The sequence below is a fragment of the Mycobacterium sp. NTMscope_MAC_269 genome (assembly GCF_976985695.1).
This window is the reverse complement of sequence record NZ_OZ335668.1, coordinates 1,402,276-1,428,625: the sequence shown is the minus strand read 5'-3', so window position 1 is coordinate 1,428,625 and position 26,350 is coordinate 1,402,276. Positions and strand designations below refer to the sequence as shown.

The following is a 26,350-nucleotide window of genomic DNA, read 5'->3' as shown; positions in this document are numbered from 1 at the left end:
GTCAGGGACCGACTTCGTCGTCGAGGATCGCGAAGAGCTGGCTCTCGGTGGCGGTGGCGAGGTCGTCGTCGAACGCGTCCTCGGGGTGGTCGGGCAGCGCGGTCGGCGACGGACCGGTCGCCGTCGCCAGCAGGCCTTCGAGCCGGCTGACGAGCTGTGCTCGGTCGGCGGCGCTCAGCCCGGGCGAGCTGAGCAGTGTGTGCAGTTCCCGCGCGATGTCGTCGAACCGGGCCATCCGATCGGGGGGCGTGGCCGGGGCCGCGACGGCATTGGTGGCCAGCTCGGTTCCGAGGTGTTCGGCCAGCGCGGCCGGCGTCGGATGATCGAAGATCAGCGTGGGCGAAAGGGTAAGGCCCGTCGCGATTTTGAGCCGGTTTCGCAGTTCGACGGCGGTCAGCGAATCGAATCCGAGGTCAGCGAAGGCGTCGTCGGCGCCGACATCCGCGCTGGCGTGCCCCAATACCGTGGCCGCGTTGCCGCAGACCAGTTCCACCAATTCGGCTTGTCGCTGTTCAAGACTCATGCCGTCCAGCCTCGCCCGCAGGCCCGTCAGGGAGACCATGTCGGTGTGCTCCAGCACCCGGCGGGTGGGGCGGGTGGCCAACTGGCTGAGCAGCGGCGGCAGCGCGGCGCTGTGGTGCGCCAGCGCGCCCCGGTCCAGCCGGGTGCCCACCACCATGGGCTGCTCGCCGAGCAGCGCGTCATCCAGCAGGTCCAGCGCTTGTCGAGTGGACAAGGCGCTCAGTCCGGCCCGGCTCATCCTGGCCCGGTCGGCCTCGCCGAGGTGGTGTGTCATCGCCGAGGGCTCCTCCCACATCCCCCAGGCCACCGACAGTCCCGGCAGTCCGTGGGCGCGGCGATGGGCCGCCAGCGCGTCGAGGAAGCTGTTGGCAGCGGCATAGTTGCCCTGACCGGGCGCACCCACGATGCCGGCCATGGACGAAAAGGCCACGAACGCGGACAGATCCAGTTCTTTGGTCAGCTCGTGCAGGTTCGATGCGCCGTCGACTTTGGCGCGCAACACCGCATCGACGCGAGCGGGCGTCAGTGAGGCGACCACCGCGTCGTCGATCACCCCGGCGGCGTGAAAGACCGACCGCAGCGGGTATTGGGAGGGCACCTGTGCCAGCAGGGCGGCGACCGCGTCGCGGTCGCCGACATCGCAGGCCACCACTGACACCAAGGCGCCCGCGTCGCGCAATTCGCCGGCCAGTTCGGCCATTCCGGCCGCCCGCTCGCCGCTGCGACTGACCAGCATCACGTGAGGTACCCGATACCGCTCGACGAGGTGACGGGCCAGCGCCGAACCTGCCATGCCGGTGCCGCCGGTGATGAGCGCGGTCCCGCCCGCCAGCGCCGCCGGCCCGCCGGGCATGGTCAGCACGACCTTGCCGATGTGGCGGGCCTGGCTCACGAACCGGTAGGCGTCGGCGGCGCACCGGACATCAAAAGCCTTGACGGGCAACGGCGCCAAGACGCCGCTGGCGAACAGCCCCAGTAATTCGGCGAGCATCTCCGCGAGGCGATCAGGACCGGCCTCCATCAGGTCGAACGCGCGGTACCCCACCCCGGGGTGGGCGTGCGCGACGGCCCCGGGATCGCGCAGGTCGGTCTTGCCCATCTCGATGAAACGGCCACCCGGGCCCAACAGCCGCAGGGACGCGTCGTTGAAGTCGCCGGCCAGGGAGTTGAGTACCACGTCCATGTCGCCGGTGGCGGCGAACTTCCGCTCGAACTCGAGCGTCCGCGAATCGGCGATGTGGGCGTCGTCGAAGCCCATGGCGCGCAGCGTGTCCCATTTGCCGCGGCTGGCCGTCGCGAAGACCTCGGCGCCCCAATGCCGCGCCAGTTGCACCGCGGCCATGCCGACCCCGCCGGTGGCCGCGTGCACCAGCACCCGCTGACCCGCCCGCAACCCGGCCAGCACCGACAGCCCGTAATACGCGGTCAGGAACACCACCGGCACGCCCGCGGCCTGAGTCATCGACCAGCCCGGCGGCACCCGCGTGACCAGTCGGCGATCGACGGCCGCTTCCGAGCCCGCCAACCCGAAGATCCCCATCACCGCGTCACCGACGGCCACATCGGTGACGCCGGAACCGACTTCGGTCACGACGCCGGCGCCCTCGGCGCCCAACTGCGCGGCGCCCGGATACATGCCGAGCGCCACCAGCACATCCCGGAAATTCACGCCCGCCGCGGCCACCCGCACCCGCACCTGACTGGCTTCCAGCTCCGCGGCCGGGTACTCCTGGACCGCCAGATCCTCCAGCGTCCCGGCGTCGCCGGCGGCCAGCCGCCACACCGCTGGTGCCTCGGGCAACCGCAACAGCGGCCGCGCGTCGGCCGGCTTCAATCGGGCGCTGTAGGCGACGCCATCGCGCACCACCAATTGCGGTTCGCCGCAACCGATCACCGTCGCGACGTCCAGCGAGCCATCGGTATCGACCAGCACCGTACGGCCCGGGTGCTCGGCCTGCGCCGAGCGCACCAGCCCCCAGACCGCCGCGCCGGCCAGGTCCGACACGTCCGCACCGGCAACCGCGACCGCCCCGCGGGTCACCACCACCAACGCCCCGGGCCCCTCGCCGGCCAGCCACGACTGCAGGACGCCCAAGGCCTCGTGAGTGGCCGCGTGGACCGAGGCGACCGAAGCCCCGGGCGGTGACTCCCATACCGTGAGGTTCTCGTCAATGTCGTTGCCCGGCGGAGAAACCGGTGGAGGCACCGGCGACCACACCACGTCGAGGAGCTCGCCGCCGCCGGAGCGGGCCGCCACCGCTGCGGTCAATTGGTCGGCCGAGACGGCCCGCGTCACCAGTTCCCGCACCGACAGCACCGGCAGGCCCGACGCGTCGGCCAGGTCGACCGACACGGCGCCGGCGCCGACCGGCGCCAGCCGCACCCGGACCCGCGAAGCCCCGGCGGCATACAGGCTCACGCCCTGCCAGGAGAACGGCAACACGGTCTCGATCCGCTCGTCGGCCACCCCGAGCGCGTGCAACGCTGCGTCCAGCAATACCGGGTGAATGCCGAAGGCACCGGTCGCGACTCCGGCGTGCTGCGGGAGTTCGACCTCGGCGAACGTCTCGTCGCCCCGCCGCCACACGGCCCGCAATCCCCGAAACGCGGGGCCATACCCGTAGCCGCGGGCCGCCAGGTCGTCGTACGCGCCTGCCACGTCCACCGCGTCGGCGCCGAGCGGCGGCCACACCGACAGGTCGGTCACTGGGCTGGCGGCGCCGTCGCTCAGCACGCCTTGCGCGTGCAGCGTCCAATCCGATTCCGCGACACGCGAATACACGGAGACCGCTCGCGTGCCCGTGTCGTCGGCCGCGTCCACCACCACCTGAAGCTGCACGACGCCGCCCGCCGGCACCGACGGAACCACCAGTGGCGCCGACAAAGTGAGCTCTTGGATCACCGAGCAGCCGACCTCGTCACCGGCCCGCAATGCCAGCTCCACGAAGCCCGCCCCCGGAAACAGCACGGTGCCGGCCACCGCGTGGTCGGCCAGCCAGGGTTGAGCGGCCGTCGACAGCCGGCCGGTGAGCACCACGCCGCCGGAATCCGGGCGGTCCACCACCGCCCCCAGCAGCGCGTGCTCGGCCTCGGCCAAACCCAGGCTGGCGATGTTCGCCGACCCCACCGAGTCGCTGGACAACCAAAACCGGCGGCGCACAAAGGCATACGTCGGCAACGCGACCGGCCGGGCGTTCAAGCCGGCGTACGCCGCGGGCCAGTCCACCGCCGAACCGGTCACGAACAGCTGTCCGGCCGCCGACAACAGCGAATCGGGCTCGGGGCGGCCCTTGGCCATCGACACCACCGACATCGCGCGGTCGGTCGTCAGGGATTGGTCGACCGCGGCCGTCAACGCCGCGCCGGGGCCGACCTCCAGGAACACGCCGGCGCCCAGCGATTCAGCGAGCCGCACACCATCGACGAACCGCACCGGCCGGCGCACATGGTCGACCCAGTACGCGACCGTCCCATAGTCGGGACCGGCCAGTTGTCCGGTCAGGTTGGACACCAGCGCAATCCTCGGCTCTCGTGCCGACACGACGGCGGCCCCCGCGGCGAAGTCCCCCATCATGGGTTCCATCAGCGGGGAATGGAACGCGTGCGAGACGGCCAGCTGCCGCACCCGCGCCCCGCCGTCCGCCAGCCGGTCCGCGATCATCTTCACCGCCGACTCCGAACCCGACAGCACCACCGATCGCGGGCCGTTGACCGCCGCGATACCGACGTCGCCATTCAGCAGCGGTGCCACGTCGGCCTCGGTGGCGGTCACGGCCATCATCACCCCGCCGGGTGGCAACTGCGCCATCAACCGGCCCCGAACCGCCACCAGCCGTGCCGCATCGGGTAGCGACAGCGCACCGGCGACGCAGGCCGCGGCGATCTCCCCCACCGAGTGACCGATCACCACGTCCGGTGTGATGCCGAAGGATTCCCACAACGCGGCCAACGCGATCTCCAGCACGAACAGCGCCGGCTGGGCGAATTCGGTGCTCTGCAACAACTCCGCGTCGGCGCCCCACATCACCTCGCGCAACGGCAGCCGGCAGTGGGCGTCCACCGCGGCTGCGGCCTCGTCAAAAGCCTGGGCGAACACCGGAAATCGTGCGTAGAGGGCCGCGCCCATGCCCAGCCACTGCGAGCCCTGACCGGGAAACACGAACGCGCGCTTGCCCACCGACCGGGTACGCCCGGTCATCGCGGCCGGGACCGGCGCCCCGGCGGCCAGCCCCGCCAGGCCCGCCGTCAGGCCCGCGCGGTCGGTGCCGATCAGCACCGCGCGGTGCTCGAACGCCGCCCGGGTGGTCGCCAACGACCAGCCCACGTCCACCGCGGGCACGTCCGGGTCGGCGGCCAGGTGGTCCAGCAGGCGTTGCGCCTGACCGGCCAGCGCCTCGGGGGAACGGGCCGAAACCACCCACGGCACAAGTGGATTCGTGTTGTCGCGCGCGGGTTCGGGGCTCGACTCGGATGGAGCCTGCTCCACGATCACGTGCGCGTTGGTGCCGCTGATCCCGAAGGAGGAGACGCCCGCGCGCCGCGGGCCGCCGTGATCCGGCCACGGCCGCGGCTCGGTCAGCAGCGACACCGCGCCGGACGACCAATCCACGTGCGGCGACGGCACATCCACGTGCAGCGTCTTGGGCATCACCCCGTGCCGCATCGCCTGCACCATCTTGATCACCCCGGCCACCCCCGCGGCGGCCGAGGTGTGGCCGATGTTCGATTTGATCGATCCCAGCCACAGCGGCCGGTCCGCCGGGCGATCCTGGCCATACGTCGCGAGCAGCGCCTGCGCCTCGATGGGATCCCCGAGCACCGTCCCGGTCCCGTGACCCTCCACCACATCCACGTCCGCCGCGGTCAATCCGGCGTTGGCCAATGCCGCCCGGATGACACGCTGCTGCGACGGGCCGTTGGGTGCGGTCAAACCGTTGGACGCGCCGTCCTGGTTCACCGCCGTGCCCCGCAGCAGTGCCAGGACCGGGTGCCCCAGGCGACGGGCGTCGGCCAGCCGCTCGAGCACCAGCACACCCGCGCCTTCCGACCACGAAGTCCCGTCCGCCGCACCGGCATACACCTTGCAACGACCGTCGGGCGCCAGCGCCCGCTGCCGGCTGAATTCGACGAACGCGGCGGGGGTCGCCATGACGGTGACACCCCCGGCCAGCGCCAGGTCGCATTCCCCGGACCGCAGCGACTGCGCGGCCAGGTGCATGGAGACCAGCGAGGACGAGCACGCGGTGTCCACCGACACCGCGGGGCCTTCCAGCCCCAACACGTACGACACGCGGCCCGAAGTGACGCTCAGGGTCGAGCCGGTGAGCCCGTAGCCCTCCAGTTCGCCTTTCACCTCACCGCCGTACCCGGCGTGGATGACACCCGCGAACACACCGGTCGCGGTGCCGCGCAGCGCCAACGGGTCAATTCCCGCGCGCTCCAACGACTCCCAGCAGATCTCCAGCATCAGCCGCTGCTGGGGGTCCATTGCCAGCGCCTCGCTCGGTCCGATGCCGAAGAACCCGGCGTCGAAGTCCCCCGCGTCCCGCAGGAAGCTGCCCTGGCGGGTGTACATCTTGCCTTTCGCGTCCGGGTCCGGGTCGTACAGACCCTCGACGTCCCAGCCGCGGTCGAGCGGAAAGTCCGAGACCGTGTCCCGGCCCCCGACCACCAGCTCCCACAGGGCTTCTGGCGTGTCCACCCCGCCGGCGTAGCGGCAGGCCATGCCCACCACCGCCACCGGTTCGGACAGCTGCCCTTCCAGCTCCTCGACGCGCCGACGCGTCCGCCTGAGGTCCGCCGTGAGGCGTTTCAGGTAGTCGACGTGCTGCGCGGTGCCCGGCATCGGTGCTCCCGGCGGGGGATCAGCGGCCGAGTTCTTCATCGAGGATCGCAAAGAGTTCGCTTTCGGTGGCGGCGGCGAGGTCATCGTCGAGCTGTTCGGAGTCGGCCGGATCGGGCGCGACGGCGCTGAGCAACGTGTGGATGCGGGCCCGCAGCACCGACCGGTCTTCGGCACTCCAGTTCGGCGCGCCCAGCAGCGACTGCAGTTCTCGGGTGATGTCGTTGACGCGGGCCATCAGGTTGGGCTGGACGTCGGCGTCGACCCCCGCCAGTTGCGTGTCCAGGTGTCCGGCCAGCACGGTCGGTGTGGGGTAGTCGAAAATCAGCGTCGGCGAAAGGGTAAGGCCCGTCGCATTTTTGAGGCGGTTGCGCAGTTCGACGGCGGTCAGCGAATCGAAGCCGAGCTCCTGGAACGCGCGCCCGACGTTGATGTCGGCGGGGTTGGGCACCCCCAGCACCATCGCGGCGTTGCCGCGAACCAGGTCGACCAGCTCACGCTGTCGGGCCTCGGGACTCAGCCCGTGAAGGCGTGCGCTGAGACCGGTGCTGGACGCGGCGACGTCGGTGTCGTCAACGACGCGCCGGGTCGGGCCGCCGGCGAGTTCGCGCAGCAGCGGCGGCAGCGCGGCGACGTTGTCCGACAGGGCGGCCCGGTCCAGTGCGGCCGCCACCAACACCGGACGGTCGATAAGCATCGCGGCGTCGAAGGCCGCCAAGGCCTGCCCGGTGGACAGCGGCGCCAGCCCGATCCTGCTCATCCGGGCCTTGTCCCGGTCACCGAGGTGCGCCGTCATCGCCGAGGCCTGCTCCCACAGACCCCAGGCCAGCGACAGGCCCGCGAGGCCGTGGGCGCGCCGATAGGCGGCCAGCCCGTCGAGGAAACTGTTGGCCGCCGCGTAGTTCGCCTGCCCCGGGGTACCGACGATCCCGGCCATCGACGAAAACACCACGAACGCAGACAAATCCAGGCTCCGGGTGAGCTGGTGCAAGTTCCAGGCCCCGTCGACCTTGGCCCGCAGCACGCCGTCCACCCGGTCGGGGGTCAGCGAGGCGATCAACCCGTCATCGAGGATCCCGGCGGCGTGGACGACGCCGCGCAGCGGGTACTGCGCCGGTATCCGGGCCAGCATCGCCGCCACCGCGTCGGGATCCGCGACATCGCAAGCCTCAACCGACACGGCGGCGCCGGCCCGCTGCAGGCCGTCCACCAACTCTTCGACCCCGGCGGCCTCCGCGCCGGCGCGGCTGACCAGCACCACGTGGGCCACCCGGTAGCGGTCGACGACGTGGCGCGCCAGCGCCGAACCGGCCATCCCGGTGCCGCCGGTGATCACCACGCTGGCCCCCGCCAGCCCGCCGCCGCACCCGCTGAGTACCTCGCCGGGCCCCGACGGAACGGTGAGCGCGACCTTGCCGATGTGGCGGGCCTGGCTGACGTACCGGTAGGCCGCCGAGGCGCATCGGACGTCGAACGTCTTCTGCGGCAACGGACTCAAGACCCCATCCGTCAGCAACCCGACGATTTCGGCCAGCATGGCGGCGGTTCTGTCCGGGCCGGCCTCCAACAGATCGAAGGCCCGGTAGTGGGCGCCCCGATACCGGTCGGCGACGATGTGCGGGTCGCGGACATCGGTCTTGCCCATTTCGATGAATCGCCCACCGGGGGCCAGCAGCCGCAGCGAAGCGTCGGTGAATTCGCCGGCCAGGGAGTTGAGCACGACGTCGAAGCCGCGGTCACCGGCCACCGCACGGAACTTTTCCTCGAACTCGAGCGTGCGCGAATCCCCAATGTTGTCCTCGTCGAATCCCATCGCGCGCAAGGTATCCCACTTGCCGCGGCTGGCGGTGACGAAGACCTCAGCGCCCCAGTGCCGCGCCAGTTGCACCGCGGCCATGCCCACTCCCCCGGTGGCGGTGTGCACCAAGACGCGCTCGCCGGCGCGCAGCCCCGCCAGCACCGACAATCCGTACAGCGCCGTGAGGAACACCACCGGCACGCCGGCCGCCGCAACCAGCGACAGCCCAGGGGGTACCGGTGTCAGAAGTCTCTGGTCCACCACGGCCTCGGAGCCGACGACCCCCAGCAACCCCATCACCGGATCACCGGCAGCCAGCCCGGTCACGTCGGCGGCGACCTCGACGACGACTCCGGCGCCTTCGGCGCCCAACTGCCCGCCGCCGGGATACATCCCCAGGGCCACCAGCACATCGCGGAAGTTGACCCCCACCGCGGCCACCGCCACTCGCACCTGTCCGGCGGTCAATTCGGCGCGTGGGCAAGGACTTACGACCAGATCCTCTAGGGTACCCTCGCCGCCGGCGTCCAGCCGCCAGCCACCGGCCGGCAGGGCGATCACGGAGTCCGCCCGCACCGGCCGCAGCCGGGCCGCGTAGGCCACGCCGTTGCGGACCACCACCTGCGGTTCACCGCAAGGGATTACCGCGTGGGCATCCAACGACCCATCGGAGTCGATCAGCATCATGCGGCCCGGCTGCTCGGCCTGCGCCGAGCGCACCAGGCCCCACACCGCGGCGCCGGCCAGGTCCGCAACCTCTTCGCCGGCGAGCGCGACGGCCCCGCGGGTCTGCACGGCCAGCACGCCGGCGCCGTCGGCGCGCAACCAGGATTGCAGCACCTCCAAGGCCTCGGTGGCCGCCGCGTGCACCGACTTCACCACGTCGCCACCATGATCGGCCGGCTCCCACAGCGTGTACTGGGCGCCGTCGTTCTCGCGGCCCAGTGAGATCGGTGACCAGGTCGCGTCGAGCAATCCCTGGACGAGCGGACGCTGCGCGGGGGCCGCCGCGGTCGTCAACTGCCCGGCCGAGATGGGGCGCATGGCCAACGAGCCCACCGACAGCACCGGCAGCCCCGCGGCGTCGGCCAGGTCCACCGAGACCGCGCCGGCGCCGGCCGGCGCGATCCGGACCCGGGCCCGCGTTGCGCCCGACGCGTGCAGCGACACACCCTGCCAGGAGAACGGCAACACGGTCTGATCCTGTGCGCCGGCGGCACCGCTCGCGTGCAGCGCGGCGTCCAACAGCACGGGATGGATTCCGAAGCCGCCCTCCTGCGCGGCGGCTTCGGGTAGGGCGACCTCGGCGAAGATCTCCTCCCCCCGCTGCCACATCGCCCGCAACCCCTGGAATGCCTTGCCGTATTCGTAGCCGCGCGCTGCGAGCCGGGCGTAGGCGCCGGAGACCTCGATCGCGGCCGCCCCGACGGGCGGCCACACCGAGAGGTCCGCAGCCGGCGGCACGGTCCCGGGCCGCAACAGACCCTCGGCATGCAACACCCACTCCGAATCCGGTTGCACCGCAGAGGAATACACCGATATCCGACGCTGTCCCGACTCCGCGGCCGCACCGACCACCAGTTGCACCTGCACAGCGTCACCGGCGGGCAGCACCAACGGCGCCGACAGCGTCAACTCGTCGAGCACGCCGCAGCCGACCTCATCGCCCGCACGGATGGCCAGTTCGACAAACCCGGCGCCCGGGAACAACACCGTCTCGCCCACCGCGTGATCGGCCAACCACGGTTGGGCCGTCGTCGACAACCGGCCCGTCAGCACCACCCCACCGGAGTCGGGCCGCGGCACCACCGCGCCGAGCAGCCCGTGCTCGGCGCCCCCGACCCCCAGGGTGGCGACGTCAGACGATCCCGTCGAGCCGCCCGGAAGCCAGAAGTGTTGCCGCACGAACCCGTACGTCGGCAGGTCGACACGTCGGCCGCCCAGCCCGTCGAACGCGGCACGCCAGTCCACACCCACGCCCGCCGCAAACGCCTGCCCGGCAGAGAGCCAGAAGCGCTCCATGCCGCCGTCATCGCGGCCCAAGGACGGGATGACGCAGCCCTGCTCGGTGTCGGGCATCGTCTCCTCGATGGCGGCGATCAGCACGGGATGCGGGCTGGATTCGACGAACGCCTGATAGCCCGCGTCGCATGCGCTGCGGATCGCCCGCTCGAATTGCACCGTCTGCCGGATGCTGCGGAACCAGTAGTCGGCGTCCAGTCCCGCGGTGTCCATGAGCTCACCGGTCACGGTGGAAAAGAACGCGACCGAAGACGACCGCGGCGCAATGCCTTTCAGCGCCGCGGCGAGAGGCTCCCGGATCGCGTCCACCTGAGCGGAATGCGAGGCGTAGTCGACATCGATGCGGCGGGCGCGGATGTTGTCGGCTTCACACCGTGGCATCAACTCGGTCAGCGCGGCCACGTCGCCGGACACCACCACCGCCGAAACACCGTTCACCGTGGCGATATTCAACCGCTCACCCCACGGCGCGATCAGCTCCTCCGCGCGCGAGCGGCCGCAGCCCAGCGAGACCATGCCACCCCGCCCCGACAACCCGACCAGCAGCCTGCTGCGCAGCGCGACGACCCGCGCCGCGTCTTCCAGCGACAACGCCCCCGCCACACAGGCCGCCGCGATCTCGCCTTGGGAATGACCGATCACCGCATCGGGGGCCACGCCCACCGAACGCCACAACTCGGCCAGCGACACCATGACCGCCCACAGCGTCGGCTGCACCACGTCCACCCGGTCCAGGCCGGGCGCGCCGGGCACGCCGCGAATCACGTCGATCAGCGACCAGTCGACGTGCTCGGCGAGCGCGTGCGCGCACCGGTGCAGCTGCTCGGCGAATACCGCCGAGCTGTCCAGCAATTGGGCGCCCATACCGGCCCACTGCGATCCCTGGCCGGGGAACACGAACACCGTCTTGCCCGGCGACCGCGCCCGCCCCGCCGCAACGCCGGAGCCCTGCTCACCGGCGGCCCATTCGCCCAGCCCGCGCAGCAGCTGCGCGCCGTTGGCACCCACGATCACCGCGCGATGCTCGAAGCGCGACCGCGTCGAGATCAACGACCATCCCACGTCGACCACCCGCAGCGCGGGATGGGCCTTCACGTGCGCCAACAGCCGCGCCGCCTGGCCCGACAGCGCCTCGGCAGACCGGGCCGAGAGCACCCACGGGATCACCACGTCATCGCCTGGGGGCGTGGCTCTTTCGGGCTCTGGTGCGTATTGCTCCACGATGACGTGCGCGTTGGTGCCGCTGATGCCGAACGACGAGACGCCCGCGCGGCGCGGCCGGTCGGCCGTCGGCCAGGGGCGAGGTTCGGTCAGCAGCGACACCGCCCCGGCCGACCAATCAACGTGCGGCGTCGGCTCATCCACGTGCAACGTCTTGGGCATCACGCCGTGGCGGATCGCCTGCACCATCTTGATCACCCCGCCGGCGCCGGCCGCAGCCGAGGTATGACCCATGTTGGACTTGATCGACCCCAACCACAGCGGCCGGTCCGCCGGCCGGTCCTGTCCGTAGGTCGCCAGAAGCGCTTGCGCCTCAATCGGATCCCCGAGCGTGGTGCCGGTTCCGTGCCCCTCCACCAGATCCACGTCCGCGGTGCCCAGCCGCGCGTTGGCCAGCGCCGCCCGGATCACCCGTTGCTGCGACGGCCCATTCGGTGTCGCCAGCCCGTTGGACGCGCCGTCCTGGTTCACCGCGGAGCCGCGCACGACAGCCAGCACCGGATGCCCCAGCCGGCGCGCGTCGGCCAGCCGCTCCAGCACAAGCACGCCGACGCCTTCGGAAAACCCGGTCCCGTCGGCCGCGCCGGCATAAGCCTTGCACCGACCGTCGGCGGCCAGCGCGCGCTGCCGGCTGAATTCGATGAACATCGCCGGTGTGGCCATCACCGTCACGCCGCCGGCCAGCGCCAGATCGCACTCACCGGACCGCAACGACTGCGCCGCCAGATGCAGGGCTACCAGCGACGACGAGCACGCCGTGTCGACCGAGACCGCCGGGCCCTCCAACCCCAACGAGTAGGCCACCCGCCCGGACGCCACACTCAGCGTCGAGCCGCGCAGGCCGTATCGCTCCAAGTGTCCCGGCACCCGGCCCTGCCCCCCGTAGGAGCCGTGGAATATCCCGGCGAAGACGCCGGTTGACGAACCGCGCAGGGTGACGGGGTCAATTCCGGCCCGCTCCAACGCCTCCCACGACACCTCGAGCAGCAGACGTTGCTGCGGGTCCATCGCGAGCGCCTCGCTGGGGGCGATCCCGAAGAAGGCGGCGTCGAAATCCCCGACGTCCGAAAGGAAGCCGCCGCAGCGCGCATACGACTTTCCGACCGCGTCCGGATCCGCGTCGAACAGGCCGGCCAAACTCCAGCCGCGATCCGACGGGAACTCCGAGACCACGTCGCGGCCCTCAACCACCATCTCCCACAATGCGTCGGGCGAATCCACGCCGCCGGGATAGCGGCATCCCATGCCCACCACCGCCACGGGTTCGGTGGTGGCGGCGAGGTATTGGCGGTTCTCGCGCTTGAGCCGCTCGTTGTCCTTCAGCGATTGGCGAAGGGCCCGGACGAGCTCTTCGTTGTTGCCGTTCATCGAACGCGGCCTTTCGTGTCACTCACAGCGCGGCTCCCGCGGTGGGTCAGTCCCGAGTCGACTTGGCCCCACCGCCATGAACGCCGCGGCGCCCAAAAAGGGCGCCTCAGGCCAGGAACGGAGATACACGAGCGACCATCAGTGCCAACGCAACAACACCAGTTCAGAACAGAATCCCGGCCCCATCGCGAGCATCAGGCCGGGGCTGCCGCTCGGCGGCGGCTTGGCGATGGTGTCGCGCAGCACATGCAGCACCGACGCCGACGAAAGATTGCCGATCTCGCCGAGCGAACGCCAGGTCAGCTCCAGCGCCTCCGGCGGCAGGCTGAGGGCCGCGTTGATCGCCTCGATGACCTTGGGGCCGCCGGGGTGGCTGACGAACGCGCCGATGTCGGTCGGGGTCAAGCCATGGGCCCCCAGAAACTGGGTGACGTCGTCCTCGATGTACTGCTCCACGACGGCCGCGACGTCCTTCGACAGCACCAGCTCGAAGCCGCCCGATCGCACGTCGAAACCCATGGTGCGCAGCGAATCGGGGTACAGATGACTGCGCGAATCCACGATGCCGGGTCCGCCGGCCGCAAGCTGTTCGGCGCGCCGGTCGCCCACGGCCACCACCGCCGCGGCTCCGTCGGCGAACAGGGCACTGCCGACCATCCCGGCCAGCGACGGCTTGTAACCGGGATAGGTCAGCGAGCACAGCTCGACCGAGACCAGAGCGGCGACGGCGTCGGGCGCGCCGCGCAGGTAGTCGTTCGCGCGGGCCACCCCGGCCGCCCCGGCCACGCAGCCCAGGCCGAACAGCGGCACCCGTCGCACGTCGTCGCGCAGGCCGAGGCGCGCGGCGATGCGTGCGTCCACCGACGGCACCGCCAGCCCGGTGACGGTCGTCGTGATCAGCACGTCGACGTCCCGGGGCCGCAGTCCCGCCTCGTCGAGCGCGCCGGACAGCGCCTCGCAGCCGAGGTTCACGGCGTGCTCGGTGAAGATCCGGTTCGCCATGCCGAAGTCGGTCAGCGTGGGGTATTGCTCGAGCGGCAGCACCAGGTGACGGCTGTCGACTTTGGCGCTGGCGTGCAGCTGTCGGACGATGTCTTCGTAGCCCGCGAACTCGGGAATGCTGACGAAGAAGTCGGTGAGCTCGCGCTGCGAATATCGGTGCGGCGGTAGCGCACCGAAGACGCCGGCGACGACGCTCATTGGTTTCCCACCCCTTGGTTACGGGGATCCGGCCCGAAACGTTCATCCGGATCGCTTTGAGCCCGCAGTCTAGTCGGCATGACAACGCCGGGTGAGGAAACCGAGCTCATCTCAACGGCCGCCCGGTGCCCGGTCTTCGAGCCGGTCTTTGAGCCGGCCGGCGCTGGCCAGGACATTTTCGATCTGCTCGGCGACCCGGACGGGCGCGGTGCCGCCCCACGCGTCCCGCGAGGCCACGGAGCCCTCGATCGTCAGAACCTCACGAACCTGCGGTGTGAGATCCCCGCTGATGGCGGCCAGCTCGTCGTCGGTGAGCTCGTCGAGTCCGACACCGCGCGCCTCGGCGGCGCGGACGGCGGCGCCGGCGGCCTCGTGCGCGGCTCGGAACGGCACCCCCTGGCGCACCAGCCATTCGGCGATGTCGGTGGCCAGCGTGTACCCGGCCGGCGCGAGGGCGGCCATCCGGTCGACGTCGAACGTCAGGCTGCGCACCAGCCCCGCCATCGCGGGCAGCACCAGCTCCAGCTGGGCCACCGAATCGAACACCGGTTCCTTGTCCTCCTGCAGGTCACGGTTGTAGGCCAGCGGCTGGGCCTTCAGCGTGGCCAGCAACCCGGCCAGGTTTCCGATCAGCCGCCCGGACTTGCCGCGGGCCAGCTCGGCGATGTCCGGGTTCTTCTTCTGCGGCATGATCGAGCTGCCGGTGGACCACGAATCGTGCAGGGTGACGTAGCCGAATTCAGTCGAGCTCCACAGGATGACGTCCTCGGCCAGCCGGGACAGGTCGACGGCGATCATGGCGAACACGAACGCCGCCTCGGCCGCGAAATCCCGCGATGCCGTCGCGTCGATGGAGTTGTCGGCGGCGGCCGCGAAGCCCAGGTCCGCGGCGATCGCGTCGGGGTCCAGCCCCAGCGAGGATCCGGCCAGCGCCCCGGAGCCGTACGGCGAGATCGCGGCCCGCTTGTCGAAGTCGGCGAGGCGGTCGACGTCGCGCAGCAGCGGGTGGGCGTGCGCGAGCAGGTGGTGGGCCAACAGCACCGGCTGGGCGGACTGCAGGTGGGTTTTGCCCGGCATGATGGCGTCCGGGTGGGCGGAAGCCCGGGCGGCCAACGCGGCGACGACGTCCAGCGCCGCGGCGGCGACCCGCCGCACGGCGTCGCGCAGCCACATCCGGAATAGGGTGGCCACTTGGTCGTTGCGGGAGCGGCCGGCCCGCAGCCGCCCGCCCAGGTCGGGCCCGACCCGGTCGATCAGACCGCGTTCCAGCGCCGCGTGCACGTCCTCGTCGGTGACCAGCGGCGCGAAGCTGCCGTCGGCGACGTCGGTGGCGAGCTGGTCCAGGCCGGCCAGCAGCCCGTCGCGCTGTTCTTCGGTCAGCAGCCCGGCCCGGAACAAGATGACGGTGTGGGCCCGCGAGGCGACGATGTCGTAGGGGGCCAGCACCCAGTCGAAGTGGGTGGACTTGCTCAGCGCGGCCAGCGCCTCCGACGGGCCGTCCGCGAACCGCCCGCCCCACAGGGACCCCTCGCGCGTGCTCACGCGTGACCTTCCGCGAGCAGACACAGAATCGCATGGACACGCCGGTCCGAGCGCGATTGTGTGTCTGGTCGCCAGAGAACCGTCATCGCTGGTCGCGGCGGGAGGCGATCTTCGACGAGAGCCCGTGCACGTAGACGAAACCTTTTGCCGCCGACTGGTCGAAGCTGTCGCCCTCGTCGTAGGTGGCCAGGTTGAAGTCGTACAGGGATTCGGCGCTGCGCCGCCCGTTGACGGCAATGTGGCCGCCGTGCAACACCATTCGGACTTCGCCCGTCACGTGCTCCTGGGTCTTGGCGACGAAGCTCTCCAGCGCGTCCTTGAGCGGGGAGTACCACAGCCCGTCATAGACCAGCTCCGCCCACCGCTGGTCGGTGTGCCGCTTGAACCGGCCCAGTTCCCGCTCCAGCGTGACGTGTTCGAGCTCGGTGTGCGCGGTGATGAGGACCATGGCGCCGGGCGCCTCGTAGATCTCGCGGCTCTTGATGCCCACCAGCCGGTCCTCGACGACGTCGAGGCGGCCGACGCCCTGCGCGCCGGCGCGGGTGTTGAGTTCCTCGATGGCGCCCAGTACCGACACTCGCTTGCCGTCGATCGTCACCGGCACGCCGCGCTCGAACCCGACGATCACCTCGTCGGGGGTGCTCCAGTTCAGCGTGGGGTCTTCGGTGTAGGCGTAGACATCCTTGGTGGGTGCGTTCCAAAGGTGTTCCAGGAAGCCGGTTTCCACCGCGCGGCCCCATACGTTCTGGTCGATGGAGAACGGCGAGCGTTTGGTCACGTTGATCGGGATGGCGTTTTCCTCGGCGAACGCGATCGCCTTCTCCCGCGTCCACGCGTAGTCGCGGACCGGCGCCAGCACTTCGAGATCGGGTGCCAGCGAACCGAATCCGACCTCGAACCGGACCTGGTCGTTGCCCTTGCCGGTGCAGCCGTGCGCGACGATGCTGCCGCCGTGCTCGCGGGCCGCCGCCACCAGGTGCTTGACGATCAGCGGCCGGCTGATTGCCGACACCAGCGGGTAGCGGTCCATATAGAGGGCGTTGGACAGGATGGTGGGAAGGCAATAGCCGTCGGCGAACTCGTCGCGGGCGTCGACGACGACGGCCTCCACCGCCCCGCAGTCCAGGGCCCGCTGGCGGATGACCTCCATGTCTTCGCCGCCCTGGCCGAGGTCGATCGCCACCGCTACGACCTCACGGCCGGTCTCCTTGCCGATCCAGCTGATGGCCACCGAGGTGTCCAGACCGCCGGAATACGCCAGGATGACGCGTTCTGACATGAACCAATCTCCTTAGGTTGAAATCGCTTACGTGAGTTTTTCCAGTGTGGTGGCCAGTTCGGCGCCGGTCATCGGCTCTCGAGCGGCCACGAAGACGGTGTCATCGCCGGCGATGGTGCCGACGACGTACGGTAGCGCCGCGCGATCGATCGCGCTGGCCAGATAGTCGGCGGCGCCCGGCGGCGTGCGCAGCACCGCGAGATTCGCGCTGGCGTCGGCCGAGACCAGCAGCTCGCTCAGCAACCGGGACAGCCGCGCGGTGCCGCCGGACACGCCGCGCACCGGGTTGCCGTCCTCGGGAACCATGTAGACGCCGACGCCGCCGTCGGCGCCGCGCAGTTTCACCGCGCCCAGCTCTTCCAGGTCGCGCGACAGCGTGGCCTGCGTGACCTCGATGCCCTCGTCGGCGAGGCGCGCCGCCAGCTCGCTTTGGCTGCGCACCTCGGCCGACGACAGGATCGCCACGATGCGGGCCTGCCGGCCGGCCCGGGTGGTTTCGGGGGTCGTCTTGCTACGAGTCATCGGCGCCGCTCCAAAAGCCATGCCAGCAACGCCTTTTGGGCGTGCAACCGGTTCTCGGCCTCGTCGAAGACCACGCTGGCCGGGCCGTCCATCACCTCGTCGGTGATCTCGTCGCCGCGGTGAGCCGGAAGGCAGTGCAGCACAATGGCTTCCGCGTCGGCCAGGGACAGCAGCTCGGCGTTGATCTGATAGGGCCGGAACGGCTTGACCCGGTCCCGGCCGTCGTCCTCCTGGCCCATCGACGTCCAGGTGTCGGTGACCAGCACGTCGGCGCCGCGCGCGGCCGCCTCGGCGTCGGCGGTGACGGTGACCGAGACGCCGGTCTCCTCGGCGCGGCGGCGGGCCGCGCCCACGAACGCCGGGTCGGGCAGGAAGCCGTCCGGGGCGGCGATCGTGACGTGGATGCCGGCGGTGACCCCGCCGAGCATCAGCGAGTGCGCCATGTTGTTGGCGCCGTCGCCGAGGTACGACATCCGCAGGCCGCGCAGCGACCCCTTGCGTTCGGCGATGGTCTGCAGGTCGGCCAGCACCTGGCAGGGGTGGAACTCGTCGGAGAGCGCGTTGACCACCGGCACCGTCGCGGCCCCGGCCATCGCCTCGAGGCGCTCCTGCCCGAACGTCCGCCAGACGATGGCGTCGACGTAGCGGGACAGCACCCGCGCGGTGTCCTCCAGGGTCTCGTCGCGGCCCAGCTGGGTGCTGCGGGCGTCGACGACGACGGCGTGACCGCCCAGCTGGGCGATGCCCATCTCGAAGGAGAACCGGGTGCGGGTGGAGTTCTTGTCGAACAGGACCGCGACTCCGCGCGGGCCCTCCAGCGGGCGGGTGCTGAACGGATCCTTCTTGAGCTCGGCGGCCAGCTGCAGCACCTCGGCCTGTTCGGAGGGCGACAGGTCGTCGTCGCGCAGGAAGTGCTTAACCATCTGCGCCACTCCTCCTCATCGCTTCGCTCTGCATCGTCGCCGGCGGACCATCTGCGCCACTCCTCCTCATCGCTTCGCTCTGCATCGTCGCCGGCGGACCATCTGCGCCACTCCTCCTCATCGCTTCGCTCTGCATCGTCGCCGGCGGACCATCTGCGCCACCCGCCTCGTCGAGAATGCGCGGCAGCGCGGCGATGAACCCGTCGAGCTGGTCTTCGGTGACGATCAGCGGCGGCGCCAGCCGGATGACGTCGGGGGCGGCGGCGTTCACCAGGAATCCGGCCTCGCGCGCGGCGGCCTCGGCGTCTTTGGCCCGCGCCGCGGTGAGCGCCACCCCGCACAGCAGTCCGCGCCCGCGGACGTGGTCGACGAGTGGGTGGGCGAGCCCCTCGATGCCGTGCCGCAGCGACTTGCCCAGCACCTCGGCGTGGCGGACCAGGTTTTCCGATGCCAGCACCCGCAGCACCGCCAGCGCCGCCGCGGTGCAGACCGGGTTGCCGCCGAAGGTGCTGCCGTGCAGGCCGGGCGTCATCAGCTCGGCGGCGCGCCCGACGGCCAGGCATGCCCCGATGGGCAGGCCACCGCCGAGGCCCTTGGCCAGCGTGACCACGTCGGGGGTGATGCCGTCATGCTGGTGTGCGAAAAACGTTCCGGTGCGGCCCATCCCGGTCTGCACCTCGTCGAGCACCAGCAGGGCGCCGTGCCGCGCCGTGACGTCACGCGCGGCGGCCAGGTATCCCTCGGGCGGGACGACGACGCCGCTCTCCCCCATGATCGGTTCCAGGAACACCGCCGCGGTGTCGTCGTCGACCGCCGCCGCGAGCGCCGCGGCGTCCCCGTACGGTACGTAGGTGACGTTGCCGGGCAGCGGAGCGAACGGCGCCCGCTTGCTGGGCTGACCGGTCAGCGCCAGCGATCCCATCGTCCGGCCGTGAAAACCTTCTTGCGCGGCAACCAGTTTCGTGCGACCCGTGAGGCGCGACAGTTTGAAGGCCACCTCGTTGGCCTCGGTGCCGGAGTTGCAGAAGAACACCCGCGCCGGCGTCTCCTCGGGCGCGCCCAGCAGGGCGACCAGCTCCTCGGCCAGCGCGATGCCCGGTTCGGTGGCATACAGGTTCGACGTATGTCCCAGCGTCGCCATCTGCTGGGTGACGGCCTCGATGATCGCGGGGTGGCGATGGCCGACGACGTTGACCGCGATGCCGCCAAGCAGGTCGAGGTAGCTCTTTCCGTCGACGTCGGTGACCACGGCCCCGTCTCCGCTGGCCAGCGCCATCGCGGGGGTGCCGTAGTTGTTCATCATCACGGCTTCCCACCGCCGCTTGACGTCATCGGTGCGGGTCACGTGCTCACCACCTTGGTGCCGGTGCCCGCGTCGGTGAAAAGCTCGACCAGCACACAGTGTTCGACCCGTCCATCGATGACGTGCGCGCTGGGCACGCCCGCGGTGACCGCCCGCAGACACGCCTCGACCTTGGGAATCATGCCTGCCTCCAGCGTGGGTAGCAGTTGCGACAATGTGGCCGTGTCGATTTCGCTGACCAGTGAATCGCGGTCGGGCCAACTCGTGTACAGGCCTTCGACATCGGTGAGCATCAACAGCTTCTCGGCGTGCAGCGCCTCGGCCAGCGCCGCCGCCGCGGTGTCGGCGTTGATGTTGTGGACCACGCCCTCGGCGTCCGGCGCCAGCGTCGATACCACCGGAATGCGTCGTGCGGCAATAAGATCCAGGACCGCCGCGGTGTTGACCCGCTCGACGTCTCCCACCAGGCCGATGTCGGTGGCCACGCCGTCGACGGTGACGCTGCGCCGCACGGCGGTGAACAGCTGCGCGTCCTCGCCGGTGATGCCGACCGCGTACGGTCCGTGCGCGTTGATCAAGTTGACCAGCTCGCGGCCGACCTGGCCGAACAACACCATCCGCGCCACGTCGAGCACTTCCGGTGTGGTGACACGGAATCCGCCCTTGAAGTCACCCGGGATGCCGAGCCGGCGCAGCATCGCGCTGATCTGCGGGCCGCCGCCGTGCACGACGACGGGGTGCACGCCACAGTTGCGCAGAAACGCCATGTCGGCGGCGAAGGCGTGCCGCAGCGTGTCGTCGGTCATGGCGTTGCCGCCGTACTTGATGACGACGATCTTGCCGTGCAGTTGCTTGAGCCAGGGCAGGGCCTCGGCGAGCACCTGCGCCTTGACCGCGGTGGGTAAGGCTTCGGTTGAGGCGCTCATGAGCTGTAGGCCGAATTCTCTTCGACGTAGCCATGGGACAGGTCAGTGGTGCGGATGGTGGCAGCGCCGTCGCCGAGCCTCAGGTCGACCGTGATGTCGATGTCGGCTCCCGAGAGATCCACCTCGCGCGCGCCCGGCACCGGAACCCCATCGGCGAAGACCGCGAAACCGTTGAACGACACCATGATCCGGTCGACGTCCAGGGCGATCGGCGCGATACCGACGGCGGCGAGCACCCGGCCCCAGTTGGGGTCCGAGCCGAACACCGCGGTCTTGACCAGGCTGTCGCGGGCGATGGTCCGCGCGCCGACCAGGGCGTCGTCCTCGGAGGCGGCGCCGGTGACAGTGACGTTGACCCGCTTGGTGACGCCCTCGGCGTCGGCTTGCAGCTGCGCGCACAGGTCGTCGCAGACGCGCAGCACGGCGTCGTCGAGATCGCCCTGCTCGGGGGTGATCCCGCTGGCCGCCGAGGTCAGCAGCAGCACGGTGTCGTTGGTCGAACATGCGCCGTCGATGTCGAGCCGGTCGAAGGTGCGCGCGGCGGCGCGGCGCAGCGCGCGGTCCAGCGCCGCGGCGTCGACGGCCGCGTCGGTGGTGAGCACGCACAGCATGGTCGCCAGCGACGGCGCGAGCATGCCCGCGCCCTTGGCCATCCCGCCGATCGTCCAGCCGCCCGGGTGGTGCAGCGCAACCTGTTTGGGCACGGTGTCGGTGGTCATGATCGCCTGAGCCGCGTCGTCGCCGCCGGACAACCCGCCGGCCATGTCCTGCACGATCGCGCGCACCCCGGCGAGCACCTTGTCCATCGGCAACCGGTCACCGATCAGGCCGGTGGAGCACACCGCCACTTCGATGGCGCCGGTCTCGGTGCCCCAGTCCGACAGCGCGGCCGCGACGGCCTCGGCCGTGGCGTGGGTGTCCTGGAAGCCGCCCGGTCCGGTGCAAGCGTTGGCGCCGCCGGAGTTGAGGATGACCGCGCGCAGCGCCCCGGTGGTCAGCACCTGCTGGGACCACAGCACCGGCGCGGCCTTGACCCTGTTGCGGGTGAACACCCCGGCGGCCGCGTAGTCGGGCCCTTCGTTGAAGACCAGGGCCAGGTCGCGGTTGCCCGAGGCCTTGATGCCGGCGGCGATACCCGCCGCCCGGAACCCGGCCGGCGCGGTCACGCCCTGCTCGCGCAGCAACCGCGCGTCGGCAGCAGTGGATGTCACGGCGCCACCCCGATCACCGAAAGGCCTTCCGTCTCCGGCCAACCCAGCGCCAGGTTCATCGACTGCACGGCGGCCCCGGCGGTTCCCTTTACCAGGTTGTCGATCGCGGCGATCGCCACGAACGTCTGCGCCGCCTCGTCCACCGCGACGGCGATGTGGGCCGCGTTGCTGCCGATCACCGCACCGGTGCGGGGCAGCTGCCCCTCGGGCAGCAGGTGGATGAAAGGCTCCGCGTCGTAAGCCTTTTCGTAGGCCTCCCGCAGTTGTGGCAACGGCGCGCGGGTGCGGGCCGTGCAGGTGGCCAGGATCCCGCGCGACGTCGGGATCAGCACCGGCGTGAAGGACACCGTGACGTCGCGGCCGGTGACGGCCCCCAGACCCTGCGCGATCTCGGGGGTGTGCCGGTGCGCCCCGGCGATGTTGTAGGCCCGCGCCGATCCGATGACCTCGGCGCCCAGCAGGTCGGTCTTGGCGGCCCGCCCGGCCCCGGAGGTGCCGCTGACGGCGACCACGGTGACGGCGGGCTCGATGAGGTCCTCTGCCACCGCGGGCAGCAACGCCAACAGCGCCGCGGTCGGGTAACACCCGGGGACCGCGATGCGGCGGGCGCCGCGCAGCCGCTCGCGCGCGCCGGGGAGCTCCGGCAGCCCGTAGGGCCAGCTGCCGGCGTGCGGGGAGCCATAGAACCGCTCCCACGCGGCGGCGTCGGTGAGCCGGAAGTCCGCACCGCAGTCGATGATCAGGGTGTCGGGGCCGAGCTGAGAGGCCAGCGCGGCCGAATGTCCGTGCGGCAGGCCCAGGAATACGACGTCGTGGCCGGCGAGCGCGGCGGCGTCGGTCGGCTCGACGACGCGCTGGGCCAGGGGCGTCAGGTGCGGATGGTGCTCGGCGAGCAGGCTGCCGGCGCTGGCCGCGGCGGTCAGCGCGCCGATCGAGAGGCGCCCCGCCGCGTAGGCCGGGTGCCCGAGCAACAGGCGCAGGATCTCCCCGCCCGCATAGCCGCTGGCACCGGCAACTGCCACCTTCATCACGTCGGCCATTTCGACGATTCTGCATGGTTATGCAGTACTTTGCAAATCCATTCCGCTAGGCGCGGAGCTCGGCGCCGACCGCTTCGGCGGCCCGGCGCACCGCGGCGTCGCGCGCCGCGGTGGCGTCGTCCTCGGTCAGCGTGCGATCCGCCGCCCGGAACCGCAGGGCAAAGGTCAGCGACTTGCGGTCCTCGCCGACCTGCGGGCCGGTGAATACGTCGAACAGCTGCAGGTCTTCCAGCAGCTCCCCCGCGCCTTCGCGCACGGCGTCGGCCACGGCGGCGGCCGGTACGTCCGCGGACACCACCAGGCTGACGTCCTGGAAGACGGCCGGGAACGGCGACACCCGGGGCGCGGGCAGCGCCGCGACGAGGGGCATCGCGTCGAGGTTGAGTTCGAGCGCGCAGGTGCCCTTGGGCAGCCCGGAACGCTCGGTCACGGCGGGATGCAGCTGGCCCGCGTAACCCACCGTCGTGTCGCCGACGAGCACCTCGGCGCACCGGCCCGGATGCCACGGCAGCTGCTGCGCCGCACGCAACCGCACGTCGATGCCGGCGGCCCGGGCAATGATGCGCACGGCCTCGAACGCGTCGGCGGCCTCGGCGCGCCGGCCCGGCCCCCAGGGGCCGCGCCGTTCCCGCAGGCCGGTCAGCACGGCCGCGACATGCTGCGGTTGGCGCGGCAATGACGCGTCGAGCGCGGCGATCTCGGCGTCGGTGGGCCGCCGGTGGACGGGAATCAGCGTCACGCCGCGGGTCTCGGCGGTCGGCTGCACCACCTGGGCCAGGGCATAGAGGGAAACGTCGACCAGGCCGCGGGATACGTTGCGCACCAACGCTTCCAGCAACGCCGGCAACAGCGTGGTGGCCAGGTGCGGACGGTCGGACTCCAGCGGGTTGAGCACGCTGGTCGTGACGCGGCGCGGATCGTCGGTCGGCAGGCCCCACAGGTCGAACACGCCCGCGGGCAGGAACGGCGTCGGCAGGATCTCGACGTACCCGGACTGGGCCAGTGACTTGCCGATGGCCCGGCGGCGTTGTTGCACCGCGGACAGACCGCGGCCGGACGGCGCCGCGGGCAGCACGGACGGAATGGCCTCCAGGCCTTCGAGCCGCAGCACCTCCTCGACGAGGTCGGCAGGTTGCAGCAGGTCGGGCCGCCAGCTCGGTGGGGTGACCGTCAGCGTGTCGCCGCGTTCGGCGACGGCGGCACCGATCTGGGACAGCCGCTTGGCGGCCGCGCCCGGGGCGTAGGCCACGCCGGCGATGCGGCCCGGCAGATCGGCGGTGATGTCGATCGGCGGTAGGGACCAGTCGTCGCGCGGGGGGTCGCCTCGCCAGTCGGTCAGCGTGTCGGACACCGTGCCGCCGGCGATCTCGGCGAGCAGCGCGGCGCAGCGGTCCAGCGCGGCCACCGAAATGGCCGGATCCACGCCCCGCTCGTAGCGGCGGGCGGCCTCGCTGGGCAGGTGCAACCTGCGCTGGGTGCGCGACACCGCGGCCGGGTCCCAGACCGCGGCCTCGAGCAGCACGTCGGTGGAATCGGCGCGCACCTCGGTGCTCGCCGCGCCCATCACGCCGCCGATCGCCGTGGTCGCCGTGTCGTCGACGATCAGGACATCGGCCGGTTCGAGTTTGCGTTCGATGTCGTCGAGGGTGACGACGGTCTCGCCGGGCCGGGCGAAGCGCACGTCGAAGCCACCGGTGATGCGGTTGCGGTCGTGGGCGTGCATGGGGTGACCGAGCTCGAGCATCACGTAGTTCGTGACGTCGACCGCCGGTGAGGTCGCGCGGATGCCGGAGAGCAGCAGGCGGCGCTGCAGCCACCACGGCGACACGGCGGCGGGGTCGATGCCGGTGACCGGGCGCAGCGCGAACCGCCGCACGCCGGTGTCGGGCTGCACCGTCAGCGGCCAGGCCTCCCCGTGAGCCGGCAACGGCTTGATGTCCGCCGGGTCGACGAAGTCCAGGTCGTAGGCGCAGGCGATTTCGCGCGCCAGGCCCCGCAGCGACATGCCGTAGCCTCGGTCGGGGGTGATGGCCAGGTGGAAGATCACGTCGTCGAGCCCCAGCACGGCGGCGCCGTCGGCTCCGGGTTCGGCGGTGTCCGGTGGCAGCACCAGGATTCCGGAATGGTCGGCGCCCAAACCGAGTTCGGCCGCCGAGCAGATCATCCCGTCCGAGGTGCGTCCGTAGGTCTTGCGCGTGGCAATGGCGAACCCGCCGGGCAGCGTGGCGCCCGGCAGCGCCACCACTACGAGGTCACCAGCAACGAAATTTGTTGCGCCGCAGACGATCTCGCGGTCCTGGCCCTCGCCGACGTCGACGTGGCAGAACCGGATCGGCTTCTTGAAGCCGGTGAGTTCCTCGATGTCGGTGACGCGGCCCACCGCCAGCGGGCCGTCGACGGGCCCGGGGGTGAGCACCTCTTCGACCTCGTGGCCGATGTCGACCAGCGTCCGCTCCAGCTCGGCGGGGGCCACGTCCCAGTCCGGCGCGCCGGCGTTGACGACCTCGCGCAGCCAGCTGTACGAAACGCGCATCAGGCACCCACCCCGAACGGCAGCGAGAACCGGACGTCACCCTCGACCATGTCACGCATGTCTGGAATCCCGTTGCGGAACTGCAGCGTTCGTTCCAGTCCCATGCCGAACGCGAAGCCGGAGTATTCCTCGGGATCGATTCCGGCCGCCCGCAACACGTTTGGGTGCACCATCCCGCAGCCACCCCACTCCACCCAGCCGGGACCGCCCTTCTTGCCGACGAACCACACGTCGACCTCGGCGGAGGGCTCGGTGAACGGGAAGAAGTGCGGCCGGATGCGGGTCCGCGCCTCGGGGCCGAACTGGGCGCGCGCGAACGCATCCAGCGTGCCCCGCAGGTGCGCCATCGACAGCCCGCGGTCCACCGCCAGGCCCTCGACCTGGTGGAAGACCGGGGTGTGGGTGGCGTCGAGTTCGTCGGTGCGGAACGTGCGGCCGATCGAGATGATGTAGACGGGCAACTCGCGCGCCAGCAGCGTGCGCACCTGCACCGGCGAGGTGTGGGTACGCAGCAGCTGGCGGGAGTCCTCCGGCGCGATGTAGAAGGTGTCCTGCTCGCTGCGCGCGGGGTGATCGGCGGGGAAGTTGAGCGCGTCGAAGTTGAACTGCTCGGTCTCGACCTCCGGGCCGTCGGCCAGTTCCCACCCCATGGCGATGAAGGTGTCGGCGATGTGCTCGGCCAGGATCGTGATCGGGTGCCGCGCGCCGGTAGGCTGGCGCGTCGACGGCAACGTGACGTCGATGCGCTCGGCGACCAGCACCGCGGCGTCGCGTTCGGCGCGCAGAGCCGCGAGGCGCTCGTCGTAACCTTGCTGGGCCTCGCCTCGCGCGGCGTTGACCCGTTTACCCGCGTCGGCGCGTTGGTCTTTGGGAACGCTGCCCAACGCCTGGCGCGCCAGCGCCAGCGGCGAGCGGTCGCCGAGGTGCTCGGTCTTGACGCGCGCCAGCGAGTCGAGGTCGCCGGCCCGGGTGAACGCCTGCCGGGCGGCGTTGACCGCCTCGGTCAACGCCTCGGGCGACAGGTCGACGGGTTGATCACCCACGCGGCGACACTCTCCTTGCTGACGAGGCTGTTAGGGCTGCCCGCATCGATGGTGC

General features: G+C 71.2%; 11 protein-coding genes and 2 pseudogenes. All 13 read right to left on the bottom strand.

Annotation, left to right across the window (positions count from 1 at the left end; translation table 11 throughout):
• Position 1 precedes the first annotated feature (1 nt).
• A complete protein-coding gene (locus ACZ50Z_RS06800; protein ID WP_464482849.1) occupies positions 2-6,406 on the bottom strand; it encodes an SDR family NAD(P)-dependent oxidoreductase in 6,405 nt (2,134 codons plus the stop codon).
• A complete protein-coding gene (locus tag ACZ50Z_RS06795) occupies positions 6,387-12,773 on the bottom strand; it encodes an SDR family NAD(P)-dependent oxidoreductase (RefSeq protein ID WP_464482848.1) in 6,387 nt (2,128 codons plus the stop codon). Before ACZ50Z_RS06795 ends, ACZ50Z_RS06800 begins: the two co-directional genes overlap by 20 nt.
• Before the next feature lie 138 nt (positions 12,774-12,911).
• Positions 12,912-13,973, bottom strand: coding sequence for a type III polyketide synthase (locus ACZ50Z_RS06790; RefSeq protein WP_464482847.1), 1,062 nt, complete (start codon positions 13,971-13,973; stop codon positions 12,912-12,914).
• A 111-nt stretch (positions 13,974-14,084) separates the two neighbouring features.
• Complete coding sequence (argH, locus tag ACZ50Z_RS06785) at positions 14,085-15,515, bottom strand: argininosuccinate lyase (RefSeq protein WP_464482846.1); 1,431 nt, start codon at positions 15,513-15,515, stop codon at positions 14,085-14,087.
• An 82-nt stretch (positions 15,516-15,597) separates the two neighbouring features.
• The gene (locus ACZ50Z_RS06780; protein WP_464482845.1) at positions 15,598-16,794 is read right to left on the bottom strand and encodes an argininosuccinate synthase; all 1,197 of its coding nucleotides are present in this window, start codon (positions 16,792-16,794) and stop codon (positions 15,598-15,600) included.
• A 27-nt stretch (positions 16,795-16,821) separates the two neighbouring features.
• Complete coding sequence (locus ACZ50Z_RS06775) at positions 16,822-17,316, bottom strand: arginine repressor (RefSeq protein ID WP_083016028.1); 495 nt, start codon at positions 17,314-17,316, stop codon at positions 16,822-16,824.
• Positions 17,313-18,239 (bottom strand): ornithine carbamoyltransferase, encoded by a 927-nt coding sequence (gene argF / locus ACZ50Z_RS06770; protein WP_464482844.1) that lies wholly within the window; start codon positions 18,237-18,239, stop codon positions 17,313-17,315. Before argF ends, ACZ50Z_RS06775 begins: the two co-directional genes overlap by 4 nt.
• A 154-nt stretch (positions 18,240-18,393) precedes the next feature.
• A pseudogene (locus ACZ50Z_RS06765) lies at positions 18,394-19,542 on the bottom strand (acetylornithine transaminase); the annotation flags it as partial.
• 38 nt (positions 19,543-19,580) lie between these two features.
• The gene (gene argB / locus ACZ50Z_RS06760) at positions 19,581-20,468 is read right to left on the bottom strand and encodes an acetylglutamate kinase (RefSeq protein ID WP_464482843.1); all 888 of its coding nucleotides are present in this window, start codon (positions 20,466-20,468) and stop codon (positions 19,581-19,583) included.
• Positions 20,465-21,679 (bottom strand): bifunctional glutamate N-acetyltransferase/amino-acid acetyltransferase ArgJ, encoded by a 1,215-nt coding sequence (argJ, locus tag ACZ50Z_RS06755; RefSeq protein WP_464482842.1) that lies wholly within the window; start codon positions 21,677-21,679, stop codon positions 20,465-20,467. Before argJ ends, argB begins: the two co-directional genes overlap by 4 nt.
• Positions 21,676-22,735: pseudogene (gene argC / locus ACZ50Z_RS06750) on the bottom strand (N-acetyl-gamma-glutamyl-phosphate reductase). The gene argJ and the pseudogene argC overlap by 4 nt, the downstream one beginning before the upstream one ends.
• 30 nt (positions 22,736-22,765) lie before the next feature.
• Positions 22,766-25,252 (bottom strand): phenylalanine--tRNA ligase subunit beta, encoded by a 2,487-nt coding sequence (gene pheT / locus ACZ50Z_RS06745; protein WP_464482841.1) that lies wholly within the window; start codon positions 25,250-25,252, stop codon positions 22,766-22,768.
• A complete protein-coding gene (gene pheS / locus ACZ50Z_RS06740) occupies positions 25,252-26,295 on the bottom strand; it encodes a phenylalanine--tRNA ligase subunit alpha (protein ID WP_464482840.1) in 1,044 nt (347 codons plus the stop codon). Before pheS ends, pheT begins: the two co-directional genes overlap by 1 nt.
• Between the last annotated feature and the right edge of the window lie 55 nt (positions 26,296-26,350).

Bases quoted from the DNA above. Each gene is read 5' to 3' on its own strand.
- argF (WP_464482844.1), bottom strand. From the start codon at position 18,239: ATGGTTAAGCACTTCCTGCGCGACGACGACCTGTCGCCCTCCGAACAG.
- ACZ50Z_RS06795 (WP_464482848.1), bottom strand. From the start codon at position 12,773: ATGAACGGCAACAACGAAGAGCTCGTCCGGGCCCTTCGCCAATCGCTG.
- argB (WP_464482843.1), bottom strand. From the start codon at position 20,468: ATGAGCGCCTCAACCGAAGCCTTACCCACCGCGGTCAAGGCGCAGGTG.
- pheT (WP_464482841.1), bottom strand. From the start codon at position 25,252: ATGCGCGTTTCGTACAGCTGGCTGCGCGAGGTCGTCAACGCCGGCGCG.
- ACZ50Z_RS06775 (WP_083016028.1), bottom strand. From the start codon at position 17,316: ATGACTCGTAGCAAGACGACCCCCGAAACCACCCGGGCCGGCCGGCAG.
- ACZ50Z_RS06800 (WP_464482849.1), bottom strand. From the start codon at position 6,406: ATGAAGAACTCGGCCGCTGATCCCCCGCCGGGAGCACCGATGCCGGGC.
- ACZ50Z_RS06790 (WP_464482847.1), bottom strand. From the start codon at position 13,973: ATGAGCGTCGTCGCCGGCGTCTTCGGTGCGCTACCGCCGCACCGATAT.
- ACZ50Z_RS06780 (WP_464482845.1), bottom strand. From the start codon at position 16,794: ATGTCAGAACGCGTCATCCTGGCGTATTCCGGCGGTCTGGACACCTCG.